Origin of the sequence: Mesorhizobium sp. WSM4989, assembly GCF_029625795.1 — a bacterium.
Lineage (GTDB): Bacteria > Pseudomonadota > Alphaproteobacteria > Rhizobiales > Rhizobiaceae > Mesorhizobium.
Map to the genome: position 1 here is coordinate 1,774,303 of NZ_JARTVN010000002.1, position 16,266 is coordinate 1,790,568.

The 16,266-nt window shown below is 64.0% G+C and carries 20 protein-coding genes and 1 pseudogene; 8 read left to right on the plus strand and 13 right to left on the minus strand.

Annotated elements, in window-relative coordinates; all coding sequences use genetic code 11:
* Positions 1–9: 9 nt before the first annotated feature.
* From P9217_RS21280 to P9217_RS21295, 4 genes are all read right to left on the minus strand, one after another.
* Positions 10–243 (minus strand): BolA family transcriptional regulator, encoded by a 234-nt coding sequence (locus tag P9217_RS21280; protein ID WP_023674714.1) that lies wholly within the window; start codon positions 241–243, stop codon positions 10–12.
* A 107-nt stretch (positions 244–350) separates the two neighbouring features.
* On the minus strand, positions 351–875 hold the full coding sequence (locus P9217_RS21285; protein WP_067328318.1) for a hypothetical protein: 525 nt from the start codon (positions 873–875) through the stop codon (positions 351–353).
* On the minus strand, positions 872–3,103 hold the full coding sequence (gene purL / locus P9217_RS21290) for a phosphoribosylformylglycinamidine synthase subunit PurL (RefSeq protein WP_095800845.1): 2,232 nt from the start codon (positions 3,101–3,103) through the stop codon (positions 872–874). The genes P9217_RS21285 and purL overlap by 4 nt, the downstream gene beginning before the upstream one ends.
* 153 nt (positions 3,104–3,256) lie before the next feature.
* A complete protein-coding gene (locus tag P9217_RS21295) occupies positions 3,257–4,666 on the minus strand; it encodes a PLP-dependent aminotransferase family protein (protein ID WP_278087463.1) in 1,410 nt (469 codons plus the stop codon).
* A gap of 93 nt (positions 4,667–4,759) precedes the next feature.
* Here P9217_RS21295 and P9217_RS21300 point away from each other — a divergent pair, with 93 nt between their 5' ends.
* Positions 4,760–5,002 (plus strand): DUF1127 domain-containing protein, encoded by a 243-nt coding sequence (locus P9217_RS21300; protein WP_067328464.1) that lies wholly within the window; start codon positions 4,760–4,762, stop codon positions 5,000–5,002.
* A 157-nt stretch (positions 5,003–5,159) separates the two neighbouring features.
* On the opposite strand, the gene P9217_RS21305 is transcribed toward P9217_RS21300, so the two are convergent.
* The 4 genes from P9217_RS21305 to purC form a co-directional block, all read right to left on the minus strand.
* Positions 5,160–5,570, minus strand: a complete 411-nt coding sequence (locus P9217_RS21305) for a hypothetical protein (RefSeq protein WP_067328325.1) — start codon at positions 5,568–5,570, stop codon at positions 5,160–5,162.
* Between the two features lie 55 nt (positions 5,571–5,625).
* Entirely contained in the window at positions 5,626–6,294 is a 669-nt protein-coding gene (purQ, locus tag P9217_RS21310; protein ID WP_067328327.1) for a phosphoribosylformylglycinamidine synthase subunit PurQ, read from the minus strand.
* A gap of 109 nt (positions 6,295–6,403) precedes the next feature.
* Positions 6,404–6,643 carry a phosphoribosylformylglycinamidine synthase subunit PurS gene (gene purS / locus P9217_RS21315; protein ID WP_066995172.1) on the minus strand — a complete coding sequence of 80 codons (240 nt, stop codon included), beginning with the start codon at positions 6,641–6,643 and terminating at the stop codon, positions 6,404–6,406.
* Between the two features lie 67 nt (positions 6,644–6,710).
* On the minus strand, positions 6,711–7,505 hold the full coding sequence (purC, locus tag P9217_RS21320; RefSeq protein WP_040969563.1) for a phosphoribosylaminoimidazolesuccinocarboxamide synthase: 795 nt from the start codon (positions 7,503–7,505) through the stop codon (positions 6,711–6,713).
* Positions 7,506–7,780: 275 nt separating this feature from the next.
* Between purC and P9217_RS21325 the strand changes: the two genes are divergently transcribed.
* Together P9217_RS21325 and P9217_RS21330 are read left to right on the plus strand one after the other, a co-directional pair.
* Positions 7,781–8,101 (plus strand): DUF1476 domain-containing protein, encoded by a 321-nt coding sequence (locus P9217_RS21325; RefSeq protein ID WP_066995175.1) that lies wholly within the window; start codon positions 7,781–7,783, stop codon positions 8,099–8,101.
* Between the two features lie 60 nt (positions 8,102–8,161).
* On the plus strand, positions 8,162–8,935 hold the full coding sequence (locus tag P9217_RS21330; RefSeq protein WP_278087464.1) for an HpcH/HpaI aldolase/citrate lyase family protein: 774 nt from the start codon (positions 8,162–8,164) through the stop codon (positions 8,933–8,935).
* A gap of 12 nt (positions 8,936–8,947) precedes the next feature.
* On the opposite strand, the gene P9217_RS21335 is transcribed toward P9217_RS21330, so the two are convergent.
* Entirely contained in the window at positions 8,948–9,505 is a 558-nt protein-coding gene (locus P9217_RS21335; protein ID WP_067328331.1) for an alpha/beta hydrolase, read from the minus strand.
* 198 nt (positions 9,506–9,703) lie between these two features.
* On the opposite strand from P9217_RS21335, the gene P9217_RS21340 reads away from it, so the two are divergent.
* A complete protein-coding gene (locus P9217_RS21340; RefSeq protein WP_278087465.1) occupies positions 9,704–10,516 on the plus strand; it encodes a VOC family protein in 813 nt (270 codons plus the stop codon).
* 36 nt (positions 10,517–10,552) lie between these two features.
* Here P9217_RS21340 and purB read toward each other — a convergent pair whose 3' ends face one another.
* Together purB and P9217_RS21350 are read right to left on the minus strand one after the other, a co-directional pair.
* Entirely contained in the window at positions 10,553–11,860 is a 1,308-nt protein-coding gene (purB, locus tag P9217_RS21345) for an adenylosuccinate lyase (RefSeq protein WP_278054024.1), read from the minus strand.
* A gap of 60 nt (positions 11,861–11,920) precedes the next feature.
* Positions 11,921–12,565 carry a hypothetical protein gene (locus tag P9217_RS21350; RefSeq protein WP_347404365.1) on the minus strand — a complete coding sequence of 215 codons (645 nt, stop codon included), beginning with the start codon at positions 12,563–12,565 and terminating at the stop codon, positions 11,921–11,923.
* Between the two features lie 66 nt (positions 12,566–12,631).
* On the opposite strand from P9217_RS21350, the gene P9217_RS21355 reads away from it, so the two are divergent.
* Positions 12,632–12,889, plus strand: coding sequence for a DUF2171 domain-containing protein (locus tag P9217_RS21355; RefSeq protein ID WP_095800838.1), 258 nt, complete (start codon positions 12,632–12,634; stop codon positions 12,887–12,889).
* 15 nt (positions 12,890–12,904) lie between these two features.
* Here the strand turns inward: P9217_RS21355 and P9217_RS21360 are convergent, their stop codons facing one another.
* Positions 12,905–13,921 (minus strand): P1 family peptidase, encoded by a 1,017-nt coding sequence (locus tag P9217_RS21360; protein ID WP_278087466.1) that lies wholly within the window; start codon positions 13,919–13,921, stop codon positions 12,905–12,907.
* The gene (locus P9217_RS21365) at positions 13,921–14,985 is read right to left on the minus strand and encodes a branched-chain amino acid ABC transporter substrate-binding protein (RefSeq protein WP_278087467.1); all 1,065 of its coding nucleotides are present in this window, start codon (positions 14,983–14,985) and stop codon (positions 13,921–13,923) included. Before P9217_RS21365 ends, P9217_RS21360 begins: the two co-directional genes overlap by 1 nt.
* 179 nt (positions 14,986–15,164) lie before the next feature.
* Here P9217_RS21365 and P9217_RS21370 point away from each other — a divergent pair, with 179 nt between their 5' ends.
* The 3 genes and pseudogenes from P9217_RS21370 (at position 15,165) to P9217_RS21380 (ending at position 16,262) form a co-directional block, all read left to right on the plus strand.
* Positions 15,165–15,659 (plus strand): flavin reductase, encoded by a 495-nt coding sequence (locus P9217_RS21370; protein WP_067328468.1) that lies wholly within the window; start codon positions 15,165–15,167, stop codon positions 15,657–15,659.
* Positions 15,660–15,662: 3 nt separating this feature from the next.
* Positions 15,663–15,854: pseudogene (locus tag P9217_RS21375) on the plus strand (VWA domain-containing protein); the annotation flags it as partial.
* Positions 15,855–15,923: 69 nt separating this feature from the next.
* Positions 15,924–16,262, plus strand: coding sequence for an XdhC family protein (locus P9217_RS21380; protein WP_067328341.1), 339 nt, complete (start codon positions 15,924–15,926; stop codon positions 16,260–16,262).
* The last annotated feature ends 4 nt before the right edge of the window (positions 16,263–16,266 follow it).

The window sequence follows — 16,266 nt, forward strand, 5'->3', positions numbered from 1 at the left end:
CGTCAACACTCAGTCCGGAACGCTGGTCTGCAGGGCGAGCGCATGCAGCACGCCGCCCATATTGCCTTTCAGCGCGTCATAGACCATCTGGTGCTGCTGGACGCGGCTTTTGCCGCGGAAGCTCTCGGCCACCACTTCGGCAGCGTAGTGGTCGCCGTCACCAGCCAGATCGCGAATTGTCACCTTGGCGTCCGGAATGCCTTCCTTGATCAGTCGTTCGATGTCGTGCGCATCCATTGCCATGGCAGAAATCCTGTTTTCGAGCGGGCGCAGCCCGTGCGATGAGAGTCGGGGATAAGCGTAGAGCCTTTCCGGTCCGGATTGAAGCGGTTCCATCCGTGACCGAGGCTTCACGGGACATTCCGATCCGGCTGAGCCGCGTCGCCGGCGGACACATCCTCGCGCGTCGAGTAGGCGCGACCGAGGCTGAAGGTCAGCACGTAGAGCGGCACGTTTATCGCGATACCGACCATCGGCAAGTAGCTCGTCCACTGCCAGACCGGGGAGAAAAACGGCCGGCCGTAGCCATCGCACATAAGCGAAGAACCATACGCCCAAAGCGCTCCGATGGCGGTTGCAATGGCGAAGAGCTTGACGCAAGTGACGATATGCCTTGCCCGAGCCGGCTCCGGCAAAAGGCGCTGCCACAGCACCAGGCACAAAACAGGAATGGCGTAGACGAGGTCCTGAGCGGCCAGCAACGGGATTGCGCCGTTCGCCGCAGCAAGGAACTCGGCTCGCGTTTCGAGCCTTGGACAGACCTCGCTCGAGGTCGTCGACAGCAGCAGAAAGACGAACGGGCCGAGGAACCAGAAAAAGAACAGCGACGGCCAGAAAACCGCTGCAAGCAGCGCCCGGACCGCCAGCCTGGTCAAATGGCCTGATCCATGAAGCGCGGGAACCAGCCCTCATGGGCGGCGGTCAATTCGCTGACCGGAACGGCACGCGCCTCGCCGAGCTTCAGCATGTCGCCACCGGTCGTGCCGATCCACGGCGCGAAGATGCCGAGCTTGCCCTGCTCCGCGCGGATCCTGTCCCATTCGCCGCTTTGCGGGTCGATCGACAAGGTCAGGAGATAACGTCCTTGGTCCTCGCCGAACCAGACCGGGATCGGATCGGTCCCGGTGAGACCGGGAATGGTGGCGCCGATGCCGGATGCCATCGCCATTTCGGCCAGCGCCACGGCAAGGCCGCCGTCGGAGACATCGTGCGCGGCAGTCACGATGCCGGAAGCGATCAGCGCGCGCACATGGTCGCCGACGCGCTTTTCATGTTCGAGGTCGACGGGCGGCGGCGAACCGTCGGCGCGGCCGTGGATGTCGCGCATATAGACCGACTGGCCGAGATGGCTGCCCCATGTCGGCGGCGCGCCGACCAGCACGATCATCTGGCCCTCGGCGGCAAAGCCGACGCGGGCCATCTTCGACCAATCTGCGATCAGCCCGACGCCGCCGATGGTCGGCGTCGGCAGGATGCCGCGGCCATTGGTTTCGTTGTAGAGCGAGACATTGCCGGAGACGATCGGGAAGCCGAGCGCGCGACAGGCGTCGCCGATACCCTTAACCGCTCCGACAAACTGGCCCATGATCTCCGGCCGCTCCGGATTGCCGAAATTAAGATTGTCGGTGGCGGCAAGCGGCAGGGCGCCCGTTGCCGTCAGGTTGCGCCAGCATTCGGCGACGGCCTGCTTGCCGCCCTCATACGGGTCGGCCTCGCAATAGCGCGGCGTGACGTCGGAAGAGAAGGCGAGCGCCTTGGTTGGATGGCCTTCGACGCGCACCACGCCGGCATCGCCGCCTGGGAGCTGCAGCGAATTGCCCTGGATCAGCGTGTCATACTGCTCCCACACCCAGCGGCGCGAAGAGAGGTCCGGTCCGCCCAGCATCGTGAGCAACGCGTCAGCGACGTCGGCCTTGGGCGCGTCGTTCGCTGCAAGCGACGCCGGCTTCTTCGTTTCGACCCAGGGGCGATCATATTCCGGCGCCTGGTCGCCCAGTTCCTTGATCGGCAGGTTGGCGACCTCGTCGCCATGGTGCAGCACGCGGAAGCGCAGGTCGTCGGTGGTCTTGCCGACGATGGCGAAGTCGAGGCCCCATTTGCGGAAGATCGCCTCGGCTTCCTCCTCTTTCTCGGGGCGCAGCACCATCAACATGCGCTCCTGGCTTTCCGACAGCATCATCTCGTAGGCGCTCATGCGCTCCTCGCGCACCGGCACCTTGTCGAGGTCGAGCTCGATGCCGAGATCGCCCTTGGCGCCCATCTCGACCGCCGAGCAGGTCAGGCCGGCGGCGCCCATGTCCTGGATGGCGATGACCGCGCCCGACGCCATCAGCTCGAGGCAGGCCTCCAGCAGGCACTTTTCGGTGAAGGGGTCGCCAACCTGTACGGTCGGCCGCTTCTCCTCGATCTTGTCGTCGAACTCGGCCGAGGCCATGGTGGCGCCGCCGACGCCGTCGCGCCCGGTCTTGGCGCCGAGATAGACGACCGGCAGGCCGACGCCCTTGGCCTGCGACAGGAAGATGGCGTTGGTTTTGGCGAGGCCGGCCGCGAAGGCGTTGACCAAGATGTTGCCGTTGTAGCGGGCGTCGAAATTGACCTCGCCGCCAACGGTCGGCACGCCGAAGGAATTGCCGTAGCCGCCGACACCGGAAACGACTCCAGCAACCAGGTGCCGGGTCTTGGGATGGTCAGGCGCGCCGAAGCGCAATGCGTTCATCGCCGCAACCGGTCGCGCGCCCATGGTGAAGACATCGCGCAGGATGCCGCCGACGCCGGTCGCGGCTCCCTGATAGGGCTCGATATAGGAGGGGTGGTTGTGGCTCTCCATCTTGAAGACGACGCAGTCGCCGTCGCCAATGTCGACTACGCCGGCATTCTCGCCCGGCCCCTGGATAACCCGCGGGCCGCTGGTGGGCAGCGTGCGCAGCCATTTCTTGGAAGACTTGTAGGAGCAGTGCTCGTTCCACATCGCCGAGAAGATGCCGAGCTCGGTGAAGCTCGGCTCGCGGCCAACCAGATCGAGGATGCGCTGGTATTCGTCGGGCTTCAGCCCATGCGCGGCGACGAGCTCGGGGGTGATCGGCACGGAATTGGATATGGTCATGAGCGGCGATTGGTATCCGTGGGAGAGGGGGCTTTTCTGAGTCTCCTCTTATCGCAAGCTTTCGAGCGATACACCCCCAAAGCACGACGAAAACGCCGCAAAACCGCTGCGCCGGCACCGGCCGGTAGCGCGAGGCGCTTGGGAAAGGACTGGTCAGGAAAAACTGTCGTAGCCGGCGCGGCCCTCGTCGAGCAGGCGGCGGATGACCGCGACGCCACCGGCGACGTCCTTACTTTGCCGGGGTTGCGAAACACCGAAGCGGACGCCGTGGAAGACTTGCTCGGAACGACCGGCCTTGAACTCGTCCTCGTCGTCGATGAGCAAGCCCTGCGCAAGGCAGGCATTCTTGAAGGTGCCTGAGAGCCAAGGATCCGGCAAGGTGAGCCAGACGAAGGGCACATTGTCCCGCGCCTTGAAGTCAAAGCCAGCCAGCGTCTCGCGCACGACATGGAGACGAGCTTGGATCTCGGCAATGCAGCGCTTGCGGATATCGTTGGCCTGGCCCGACATCACCAGCCTTGTTCCGACCTCCGCCAGCAGAAAGGGCAGCCCGCCGGTCATCATCTTGTGCGCCACGCGGATGCGGTGGCGGTAGGCGGGCGGGCAGGAGAGCCAGCCGCCGCGCACGCCGGCCGCGACCGACTTCGACAGGCCGCCGGCTACGATCGTGCGCTCAGGGGCGTATTCGGCGAGCAGTGGCGTCGGATCGTCGGTCAATTCGCCATAAAGATCATCCTCGATCAGGACGACATTGTACTCGCGCGCTATGCGCGCGATCGCCTGGCGCCGCTCCGCCGACAGCGTAACCAGCGTCGGGTTCTTCGCCGTCGGCATCACGAACATCATCTTCGGGTGTTTCTGCGCGCAGACGCGTTCGAAATCGTCGGGATCGAGACCTTCATCGTCCGCCGAGACCAGCGCGGTACGGCGCCCGATCAGACCGGCGCTGCGCGAGATCTGCGAATAGGTGAGATGCTCGAAGACGATCGTGTCGCCAGGCGTGGTGAGCGCCGCGATCGCCGCCATCACCGCCGCATGGGTGCCAAGCGTCGGCACGATCGAATCGGGCGAGGGGTGAAAGGAATTGCGCTTGAGCCAAAGGCCGCCGGCCTCGAACCAGCGATCCGGGAAATCCCTGGTATAGCTTGAAATGTCGTGGGGGTGCTCCTCCGCCGTCCGCGCCAGCAGTTCGGCAATCAATGCGCCTTGTCCGACATCGGGGGCGGCGGTGCTGTCGAAGCGCAGCTTGCCGCTGGGCGCATCTATGAGCCGCGTTCCGAGCGCGGCGGGCTGCAGCTCGGGCTTGGGGCTCTCCGCGCGTTGCGCGAGCACATAGGTGCCGCGCCCGACCTCCCCACTCACCAGCCCGCGCTCGCGCAGCAACTGATAGGCCCGGCCGACCGTGCCGACCGTAGTGCCAATGTCGTAGGCGAGGTCGCGCTGCGGCGGCAGTTTTGCACCCGCATCGATGACGCCCTTGTCGATATCTGACTCAATGCTGTCAGCAAGGCGCTGATAGAGAGGGCCGGAACCGGAAGCGAGGTCTGGGAGCCAATTTGTCATGGTGACAATTCTTTATATTGCATCGCGAGACGAGTCAATCGATATGAGAACGCGGGTAGCTAGAGTACAATTGATAGAATGGTTGATCGCAAGATGAATACAATTGATACATTCCGTTATGACAGCGCCGAGTTGCACGGCCGCCCGTCGGGGCGCCGCAGGTTCGTTGACCGGGTCGTATTCGTGCTTCGTGCCATCGCCAGGCAAATCGACCGAATGCTGGAACGCCGTCGCGGACGCCTTGCGCTCTTGGAGATGACCGACGAGCAGCTCAAGGACATCGGCATTTCGCGCTGCGACGCCCATCGCGAAGGTATCAGGCCGTTCTGGGACTAAGCGCGTCGCGACGCCCTTGATTGTTGCGATGCATGTCAAATCGCTGCGCGGTTTGGGCATACATCGACCGCGAACAGAGCTTCGATGGTATGTTGATTGACGAGCGCGAAAAGCCGACCGTCAATCCTGCATTTGCAGGAAGTGGGCTACGGCCGAGTCACGCGGCAGCGGCGCAGGATGAATTGCCGGCCTGCCAGCGCGCGATGTCGGAGCCTATGCGCGCGCCCAGCGGTTCGGCCATCAACGGCCCGAACACGTCCACTTTGCGGGAATTGCCTTGTGCTTGCACGACCAGCAGCGGCTTGCCGCCATAGTGCTTGGCGGGCACCAGCAGGAAGCGCGGCGTGCCGCTGTAGGAGTTGAGCTCGTTGGCCATCTGATAGGGCTTGAAGGCCGGGTCCTTGCTGGCGATCCAGCACTTGTGAGCGGCGATGGCGACCTGCTCCATGGCAAGCAGGGAAGCGCTCTTGCCAGAGGGGGGCGGCGTGGTCTTCGAGCCGGACTGGCAAGAGGCAAGCGCAAATCCGGCGGCGGCCAGGAGAGCAAGGCGAGCAATCGTCAGTCTCATGGTCAGGCCGCCCCGTTGGTCTGAAAGAATGGTCTGAAGGAATCGTCTGAAAGGATCAAGCGGCGATGCCAAGCGCGCCTTCGAACAGCGCCCGGCCGTCGCTGCCGCCGTGTGCCGCCTCGATCAGGTTCTCCGGGTGCGGCATCAGACCGAGCACATTGCCCTTCTCGCTGACGATGCCGGCGATGTCGTTGATCGAGCCGTTGGGATTGGTGCCTTCGGCATAGCGGAACACCACCTGGCCTTCGCCTTCGAGGCGGGCCAGCGTTTCGGCGTCGGCGAAATAGTTGCCGTCGTGATGCGCGACCGGTGAGCGAATGATCTGGCCGGGCTGATAGCCGCGGGTAAACATCGTGTTGGCGTTGGCGATCTCGAGCTTCACGTGCCGGCAGACGAATTTCAGCGAGGCGTTGCGCATCAGGGCGCCGGGCAGCAGCCCCGCTTCGACCAGGATCTGGAAGCCGTTGCAGACGCCGATGACCATGACCCCCTTGGCCGCCTTTTCGGCCACTGCCCGCATCACCGGCATGCGCGCGGCGATCGCCCCGCAGCGCAGATAGTCGCCGAAGGAGAAGCCGCCGGGAATGGCGATCAGGTCGACGTCCGGGATTTCGGTATCGGTCTGCCAGACGGTCGCCGGCGCCTGACCGGAAATCTTGGTCAGAGCCGCGATCATGTCGCGGTCACGGTTGAGCCCAGGCAGGAGGACGACGGCTGATTTCATTTCGGTCGTAGGGCCTCTGGTTTTCGGCGAGTTCGCTGGTGATGCACGCGCTTCAGGAGCCTGTACATCAAATCGCTGGTGGCTTCAGGCATAACCTCTGCGCTGCAACTCAGGTAATAGCCACACTGTAATTCTCAATCACCGTGTTCGCCAGAAGCTTGTCGCACATGGCCTTGAGGTCGGCTTCGGCCTTGGCTTTGTCGGTTCCGGTGAGCTCGATGTCGAAGACCTTGCCCTGCCGCACCTGGCCGACGCCGTCGAAGCCCAGTCCTGAGAGGGCGTGCTCGATCGCCTTGCCCTGCGGGTCGAGAACTCCGTTCTTGAGGGTGACGGTGACGCGGGCTTTCATCGATACTCCTGAGTGATCGGTAGTGCGGAGGGCGGGCACGCCGTTTCCGGCAGGCCCGCGCTGGCAGTCAGTGCTTCGTGCTCTTCGAGGGCTCGGAAGAGGCAACGAGCACCGGGCCTGTCGGGCGCGGCGGCTCGTTCTCGTTCATGATACCGAGGCGGCGGGCAACTTCCTGGTAGGCCTCGACCAGGCCGCCCATGTCGCGGCGAAAGCGGTCCTTATCGAGCTTGTCCTGGGTGGCGACGTCCCACAGCCGGCAGGAATCCGGCGAGATCTCGTCGGCGACGACGATGCGCATCATGTCGCCCTCGAACAGGCGCCCGCATTCGATCTTGAAGTCGACAAGCTGGATGCCGACGCCCAGGAACAGGCCGGAGAGGAAGTCATTGACGCGGATAGCCAGCGCCATGATGTCGTCGATCTCCTGCGGGCTCGCCCAGCCGAAGGCGGTGATGTGCTCTTCCGACACCATCGGGTCGTCCAGCGCATCTGCCTTGTAGTAGAATTCGATGATCGAGCGCGGCAGAACCGTGCCTTCCTCGATGCCCAGGCGCTTTGCGAGCGAGCCGGCGGCGACGTTGCGCACCACCACCTCGAGCGGGATGATCTCGACTTCCTTGATCAGCTGCTCGCGCATGTTCAGCCGGCGGATGAAATGGGTCGGGATGCCCATACGATTGAGGTGATTGAAAATGTGCTCGGAGATGCGGTTGTTGAGCACGCCCTTGCCGTCGACCACCTCATGTTTCTTCTTGTTGAAGGCGGTGGCGTCATCCTTGAAGAACTGGATCAGCGTCCCGGGCTCAGGTCCTTCATAGAGGATCTTGGCCTTGCCTTCGTAAATGCGGCGGCGATTTTTCATCTGATTTTTTCTCTGGATTGGCGGGCAGGCGGCAAGCGACCAGTTCCTGTCCGTCTGCCTAAATTAGTTGTGGCGACGGGTGCGTTCAATGCCGGTGTCTATAGCAATCGTAATGTTTGCTCAATCGGCAAATCCAGCCGATCAACCGCTTTCGGAACCGAAATGCCGCAGCGCAGCATGGGACGTTGCATATTGACCGGCCCGCGACCTTTTGGTTTGTGCTGGGTAAGCACACATATTCATAGCCAAGCGAATCGATTTGATCGGAGGGACGCATGAGCAGCATGAAAGACCGCGAAGAGGGCTTCGAGCGCAAATTCGTCTTCGACGAGGAGCTCCGCTTCAAGGCCTCGGCGCGCCGCAACAGAGCGCTCGGCCTGTGGGCCGCCGAAAAGCTGGGCAAGAGCGGAGCCGATGCCGAGGCCTATGCCAAAGCGGTAGTCGTCTCCGACATCGAGGAGGCCGGCGACCATGACGTCTTCCGCAAGATCCGCGAGGACTTCGACGCCGCGGGCGTCAACCAGTCGGACCATCAGATCCGCCGCACCATGGACGAGCTGATGGCGCAGGCGATCGAGCAGGTCAAGAACACGTAAAAATCGTTGGACCAATCGACCGCCCGGCTGAGACTGCGGATCGTTACCAAGGAAGTTCCGATGTCGCTCAAGTCCCGCCTGGCCGCCGACGAAACGCTGTTCACCGCCTGGTCCGGCGTGCCGGACGCGCTGACGGTAGAGATCATCGCCAAGCAGGGCTTTGATGCCGTTACCCTCGACATGCAGCATGGCGGCCACCACGAGGACAGCGTTCTGCGCGGCCTGGTGCCGGTGCTTGCCGCCAACAAGCCGGCGCTGGTGCGCATCCCGGTCGGGCGCTTCGACATGGCGAGCCGGGCGCTCGATTTCGGCGCAGAGGCGGTGATCGCGCCGATGGTCAATTCCGTTGACGACGCCAGGCAGTTCGCCGCAGCGATGAAGTACCCGCCGATGGGCGAGCGTTCTTGGGGCCCGACCTATGCCTTCCCGCGCCATGGGAAGGGCGACCATGCCGATTGGCTGCGCGACTCGAACCAGCGCACCATGGCCTTTGCCATGGTCGAGACGCGTGCGGCGTTCGAGGCGCTGGACGGCATCCTCGAGACGCCCGGCATCGATGGCATCTTCGTCGGGCCGTCGGATTTCTCGATCGCCTGGTCGAATGGCACCACCGTCAATTCGACGCTGGAAAGCATGATGGAGACGGTCGCCTCGATCGCCGAGCGGACGCGCAAGGCAGGGAAGCACGCCGCGATCTATGTCATCGAACCGGCCGTTGCCGGCCGCGTCGTGTCGATGGGCTATCGGCTGCTCGCCATGGGTTCTGACCACACGCTGATCTCGCTCGGAGCCAGGACGCTGCTGAAGAGCATGCGGGATTCGATCGGCGCCTGAGGCGCCGGCGTTTCAAGGCTCCTTCAGTTCCGTCAGGAACTTGGCGAAAGTCATCGATCCCTCCGGCCAGGGGCCGAAGCCCGCATCCTGGTTGAGATGGCCGGCGTCGCCGGCGTCGATGAACAGCGAACCCCAGGCGGCGGCGATGTCCTCGGCAACCTCAAAGGCGCAGAACGGGTCGTTGCGGCTGGCGATCACGATCGACGGAAAGGGCAGGGGATCGCGCGAATAGGGCCCGAAGGTCATCAGGTGCCTCGGCCTGATCTCCGGATTGGCGACATCAGGGGGCGCCACGAAGAAGGCGCCCGCGACCGGCTTCTGGAATTGCGGGATCGCCTGCACCGCCGCCGCCACACCCAGCGAATGCGCGACGATGACCACCGGCCGCTCGGCCTCGTTGACAGCTTTCGCTACACTTGCCGTCCAGTCCTCGCGCACGGGTTTCGTCCACTCGGCCTGTTCGACCCTGCGTGCCGTCGACAATTTCGACTGCCAGCGGGTCTGCCAATGCTCGGGACCGGAGTTGGTGTAGCCGGGTATGATGAGGATATCGGCGTCCTTGACTTTCATGGCGCCGATGTAGCGAGCGCCCCTGTCTGATGCAACCGGCCGGTGGAATGCAGTGGCATCACAAAGGTGAACAACGTGTTCGATTCTTTCAACCTTGTGTGAACGATGGTGATGAACGATCTGGAGAGGGAACAGGAATGACTAATAAACGTCGGAGCGACTGCCCATCGTGAGATCGGCGCCCGAACGGAGAGTGTGATGAGCGAACTGCCTTTTGCCGCGACCACCCCGGTCAGCGTCGCGCGTGTCGGGTTGAAGGCGCGCGATGCCGAAAACCTTGCCGCCTATTATCGTGCCGTCGTCGGCCTGCAGGAGTTGAGCCGCGCCGATGGCGCGATCACCCTCGGCGCCGCGGGCCGCCCGCTGCTGGTGCTGGAGCAGGATGCCTCGGCCAAGCCTGACGACCCGCGCAGCGCCGGCCTGTTCCATACTGCGTTCCTGCTGCCATCGCGCGCCGATCTCGGCCGGTGGATCAGCCATGCCGCCGCCAACCGGATCGGCATCGAAGGCGCCTCGGACCATCTGGTCAGCGAGGCGCTCTACCTCACCGACCCTGAAGGCAACGGCATCGAGATCTACGCCGATCGCCGTCCGCAGGATTGGAAATGGAACGGCGACAAGATCGCAATGTCGACCGAGCTGCTGAATCTCCCCGCGGTCGTCGCCAGCGTGCCCGTCGGTGACGCCGGCTGGCAGGGAGCGCCGGAAAACACCATTGTCGGCCATGTCCACCTGCGCGTCGGGCGTCCGGAAGACGCCGAAGCGTGGTGGCATGACGAATTCGGCTTCGACACGGTCGCCAAATATGGCGGTCAGGCGGTGTTCCTGTCCTCCGGCCACTACCACCACCATATCGGTGCCAATTCCTGGCGCAGCGCCGGCGCCGGCCGCCGCGATCCCTCCCGCTCGGGCCTCGCCTGGGTCGAAATGCGCTCGGATAACGTGAAGGCCGAGACGACGCATGAAGATCCCTGGGGCACGGTGATCAGGACGGTGCCTGGCAAGGCCTGATTAGGCTGCGCCACGCTAGCGGGCCTTCCCCCGGACTCAGGCCTGTCCAAACACCCGCTTGAAGATCGTGTCGACATGCTTGGTGTGATAGCCGAGGTCGAACTTCTCGCGGATCTCGGCCTCGGGCAGTGCCGCTGTCACGTCCTTGTCGGCAAGCAGTTCCTCAAGGAAATCAGCACCTTGCTCCCATACCTTCATGGCATTGCGCTGCACCAGGCGATAGGCATCCTCGCGTGACACGCCAGCCTGGGTCAACGCCAGCAGCACGCGCTGCGAATGCACCAGGCCGCGGAACTTGTTGAGGTTCTTCTCCATGTTCTCGGGGTAAACGAGCAGCTTATCGACGACACCGGTCAGGCGTGCCAAGGCGAAGTCGAGCGTCACCGTCGCGTCCGGTCCGATCATGCGCTCCACCGAGGAGTGCGAGATATCGCGCTCGTGCCACAGCGCCACATCCTCCATGGCCGGCATGGCGTAGGAGCGGACCATGCGGGCAAGGCCGGTGAGATTCTCGGTCAACACCGGGTTGCGCTTGTGCGGCATCGCCGACGAGCCCTTTTGTCCCGGCGAGAAATATTCTTCCGCTTCCAGCACCTCGGTGCGCTGCAGATGCCGGATCTCGACGGCCAGGCGCTCGACCGACGAGGCGATCACGCCGAGCGTAGCGAAGAACATCGCATGGCGGTCTCGCGGGATGACCTGAGTCGAGACCGGTTCCGGCTTCAGGCCGAGTTTCTTCGCCACATGCTCTTCGACGTAGGGATCGATGTTGGCGAATGTGCCGACCGCGCCCGAGATGGCGCAGGTGGCGATGTCTTCGCGCGCGTGCAGCAACCGCTCGCGGCAACGCGAGAATTCGGCATATGCCAGCGCGAGCTTGACGCCGAAGGTGGTCGGCTCGGCATGGATGCCGTGGCTGCGGCCGATGGTGATGGTATCCTTGTGCTCGAAGGCGCGGCGCTTCAGGGCCACAAGCAGCGCGTCAATGTCGGCAAGCAGAATGTCGCTGGCGCGTGTCAATTGCACCGCAAGACACGTGTCGAGAACGTCCGACGAGGTCATGCCCTGGTGAATGAAGCGAGCGTCCGGTCCGACGAATTCGGCGAGATGGGTCAGGAATGCAATCACGTCGTGCTTGGTGACGCGCTCGATCTCGTCAATCTTATCGACGTCGAATTTGGCCGCGCCGCCCTTTTCCCAGATGGTCTTGGCGGCTTCCTTCGGGATGACGCCGAGCTCGGCCAGCGCATCGCAGGCATAAGCCTCGATCTCGAACCAGATGCGGAACCGGGTTTCGGGCGACCAGATGGCGACCATTTCCGGCCGGGAATAGCGAGGGATCATGGTTTCTTAGTCCTGCTGGGAGAAGCTTTGGCCGCGTCCTAACAGAGGCCGGCTCAATGCTCAACGCCGCCGGCGTGCAAACCAGATGCTGGCGGCGGCAAGTACGGCAAAGCCGAACGGAAAATAGAGCCGGATGCCCAGGACGACGAACTGGTAGAGCGCAGCGAGGATCGTGAACACGAACTCAGACGCCCAGGTCCGCGTGAAGGCCGGCGCGTGCCACTCGGCGTAGTAAGAACGGTATTGCAGGGCAAACAGCCCGCCGGTGAAAGCGAGCGTCGCGCCGAGCAGGCATACGAAAGCTGCGGCGAGCGCGGTTTCCCAGTGGCGGCCGCGCGATACCAGCGCGGCGAACGTCAGCCCGACCGGAAAAGCAAGCGCGCCGCCGAGGGCATAAAGCAGCACGACGAAGCGTGCGCTGTCCGGCGTCTCCCAATAATACAGATTGAGGAAAGCGCTCGCCGCCATCGCAAGCCCCCACAGCAAGGCGCCGACAATTGCCGTGCCGGTCGACGGCAGAGCGTCGCGCAGGCGGTTTGCCAGGCGCAGACGCAAGGAGGCCGGCTGCAGCGACGTTACGGTCACTGGGCCACGTTCCGCGGCGAAAAGCGGTTCGGCTTGCGTGGTGTTGGCAATGCTCCCTGTCTCATTGGCGTCATGGCTATCACGCCATGGTGAACAAGACGTGCCGCTCGATGCATTCAATCCGGCGGCCGTTTGTTATTGTGGGCGGCCGACAGGGACGCGCGGCCACCCACCGGAGGGACCAGCATGACCGTCGATCTCAGTAAGATACGCGAGCATATGGAAGTAGTCGGCGCCGATGGCGTCCATGTCGGCACCGTCGACAAGGTCGAGGGGCAGCGCATCAAGCTGACCAAGGCCGACAGCGGCATGGGCTCGCACAAAGGCCACCACCATTACGTTCCGCTGGCTCTGGTCGCGGAGATCGAAGGAAAGAAGGTCTGGCTCTCGGCGAATTCGGAAGTCGCGGTGACGTTCGAGGAAGAGAAGTCCGACCCGACCTGACCGGCGTCCAGAACTCTAGCGGGACGACCAGACCGGAAAGAGATCGCCGTCGGCCGGCCTTGCCGCGTGGACGGCGCGGCTGATGGCGCGGGCCATCGTAGACCCCGCTGCGGCATAGAGGTCGATCGCTGCATCGGCGCTGAGTTCGATGCCGCTCCTGCCGGTCGCGAGCGCAAAGACGAGATCGCCGTCGGCCGGTGTGTGCGTCGGCCAGATGGCGCGGGCAAATCCGTCATGCGCCGAAATCGCCAGCCGTTTGGCGGCCGACTTGGAAAGCACGGCATCGGTGGCAATGACGGCAATCGTCGTGCTGGCGCCCTCTGGTGGTTCCCCTGCGCGCCTGTCGCGGTACTTCAAGAGTATCTTCCTGGCGTCTTCCGGTATCGGGTCGGGATAACCCAAGCCGCCGAATTCATCGCCCATCTCGAAGGGAGCGGCCCAGAAATGGCGGCTGCGTCCGACCGTCACCGAACCGGTCGGGTTGACGGCGGCGAGCGCGCCGATGGTGACGCCGCTGTCGAGCATCGTCGAGGCCGAACCCAGCCCGCCCTTCAGACCGGAAGTCAGAGCGCCGGTACCGGCGCCGACCGTACCGAGCGGGAAATCGGTCGTTGTCGCCTGAGCCGCCTCGTAGCCAAGCTCGCGATAGGGCGGATAGCGGCCCCAATCCTTGTCGCCGCCATTGCGCAGGTCGAAGAGGATCGCGGCCGGCACGATCGGCACGCGAAAACCACCCACCTCGACGCCGATGTTTTTCTCCCGCAGCGCCGCCTGGACGCCGGAAGCGGCATCGAGGCCGAAGGCCGAGCCGCCGGACAGCACGACTGCGTGAATGGTCGCGATCGAGTTTTGCGGCTCGAGCAGGTCGGTCTCACGCGTGCCTGGTGCGCCACCCAGCACCTGGACTCCGGCCACCGCCGGCTCCTCGCAAAGCACTACCGTGACGCCGGACTTCAGCCTGGCGTCAGCAGCATTGCCGACGGTGAGTCCGGCGACGTCGGTGATCAGGTTGCGTGGACCGGTGCGGAACATCAGTTTTCCTCCAGCGGCACGAAATGGGTGCCGTCGAAGCGGAAGGCGCGGAATGGGTTTTGGCTGAGATCGCCCTTTTCGTCGAAGCGGACGGTGCCGATAGCGGTCGCGAAATCATGGTCGGTCAGCGTCTTGGCGAGCGGCTTGCCGGAGCTTTCTGCGTCGACCGCTGCCGCCTTGGCGACCTCCACCGCGGCATAAGCCGGCAGCGTGTAGCCGTCGGTCACGATCTTCCTTTCGCCAAAGGCCTGCACGACCTTGGGGTCCGCGACTTCTGCCCACTCCGGCAGCGCGATCATCAGTGTGCCGGCCGCATAGGGCACATCGCCGGGTGGCGTGCGCAGCGTCTCGCCGCCGGCGAAGGTGATGCCGGCATTGAGCGAGGCAGCGTCGCGCCCCATGATGGCGATGTCGTCGCCGTCGCCGCCGGCAAACACTTTCGTAGCCCCCGCTTTCTTCAGGCGGCCGATCAGCCCGATCTGGTTGTCGAGCTGCGGCCGGAACGTGTCGACGAAGACCGGTTTCAGCGCCGCCTGCTCGGCGGCCGCGCGGAAAGTCTCTGCGATCTCTCGGCCATAGATGGTGCCGTCATCGATAACGGCGAACAATTCGTTCTGCCAGAGCCGAGTGAGGATCGTGGCCACCGCATTGCGTTCGTCGTCGCCGCGCGGGCCAAGCCGGTAGACCGGCCAGCCGGTCTTGGCGCGGCGGTCGGTCAGGCTCTCGGTGCGCACGCCGATCGCGATGACCGGAATGTTGGCATCCTTCAGGATCGGCAGCGCCGCCTCGATCGCTTCGGTGCACAGAAAACCGACAACGATGTTGACCTTGGCATCCACGAACTGCCTGGCAGCCGCTGCACCGCCATCGGCAGTGCAGGCGTCGTCAACGGTTTGGACGGCGACGCCTTCGGCCTCCGCCGCCAGCGCGGTCCCCGCCTCGATCTGCTTGCCGAGGATCGCCGACGGTCCCGACAGCGGTGCGGCGACGCCAACCAGCGTCTCGGCATGGACGCTCGCGGCCAGCCAAAGCAGCGCGGCTAAAGTCGTCGTGAGAAGGCGCATTCGGGCGAAGAGGTCCTCCGTGCCGGGAGTATTGTTCCGGCACTATTCCAGCAAAGACCTAAAGGCTGCCTAATCCCGGTGCAACACGCGAATTCAGGATTGCGCTCAAGCACTTCGCTTGTGTCATACAATATGCAGCCATATATAACGAGCTTCCGTTTTGGCAGGTGGATCATCGGGTGCTGAAGATTAATGACATCGGGCCGCAAGCCTATCGCGATGCGATGGCGCATTTTGCCGGCCATGTGCATGTGGTGACCACGGACGGCCCGGCCGGGAGACGAGGCGCAACGGTGATTGCCGCCTGCTCGGTCTCGGATACGCCGCCCGCCGTGCTTGTCTGCCTCAACCGCGAAAATCCCAAGAACGAGGCCTTCATCCGGAACGGCAATTTCGCGCTGAACACGCTCGCCTCGGACCAGGAGGCGCTGTCGGTCGGCTTTTCCGGCATCACCGGCCTGCCGTCCGAGGAGCGCTTCGCGCTCGGCGAATGGGACGTGATCTCGACCGGAGCGCCGACGCTGAAAGGCGCGCTCGCCGTCTTCGATTGTCAGATCATCGATACCAAGGATTTGGCCACCCACCGTGTGCTTTTTGGCAAGGTGACAGGCCTGCGCATCGGCGATAATTTGCGGCCGCTGATCTATCACAACCGCGACTACCACGTTCTGTGAAAACCGCTCTTGCGCTTTGATGATTCGAGGCGCGCCCCCGTGGCGTGAAGGCGATGCTGCCGCGTGGCGACGAGTTCCGCGCCGTGCACAATCTCGGACGCGCTGGCCGATCCTTGCGCCCCGCTCGCCCAGCGGCCGGCCGCAGCTGTGGACCTGCGGCGCTGGCTGGGAACTGGCGACAGGCGAGCCGCGTAGCCATATGTTTCGCAGCGATATATTCCTCTGGGACGTTCCCCGAGAAAACAGACTTTGTGAGAAGCGACGATGGACGAGAGCATTTATCTCGATGAGCTCCGCGATCCCCTGATCATCGCGGAAGGCTGGATGAAGAACGGTAAGAATGTCGCCATCGCGACCGTGGTCGAAACCTGGGGTTCGGCCCCCCGCCCGATCGGCAGCCATCTGGTCATCGACGCCGAAGGCAATTTCCACGGCTCGGTGTCGGGCGGCTGTGTCGAGGGCGCGGTGGTGGCCGAAGCGATCGACGTCATCGGCTCGGGCAAGCCGAGGATGCTGGAGTTCGGCGTTGCCGACGAAACCGCCTGGCAGGTGGGGCTGTCCTGCGGCGGCCGCATCAAGGTCTATGTCGAGCGGCTGGGTTGACTGC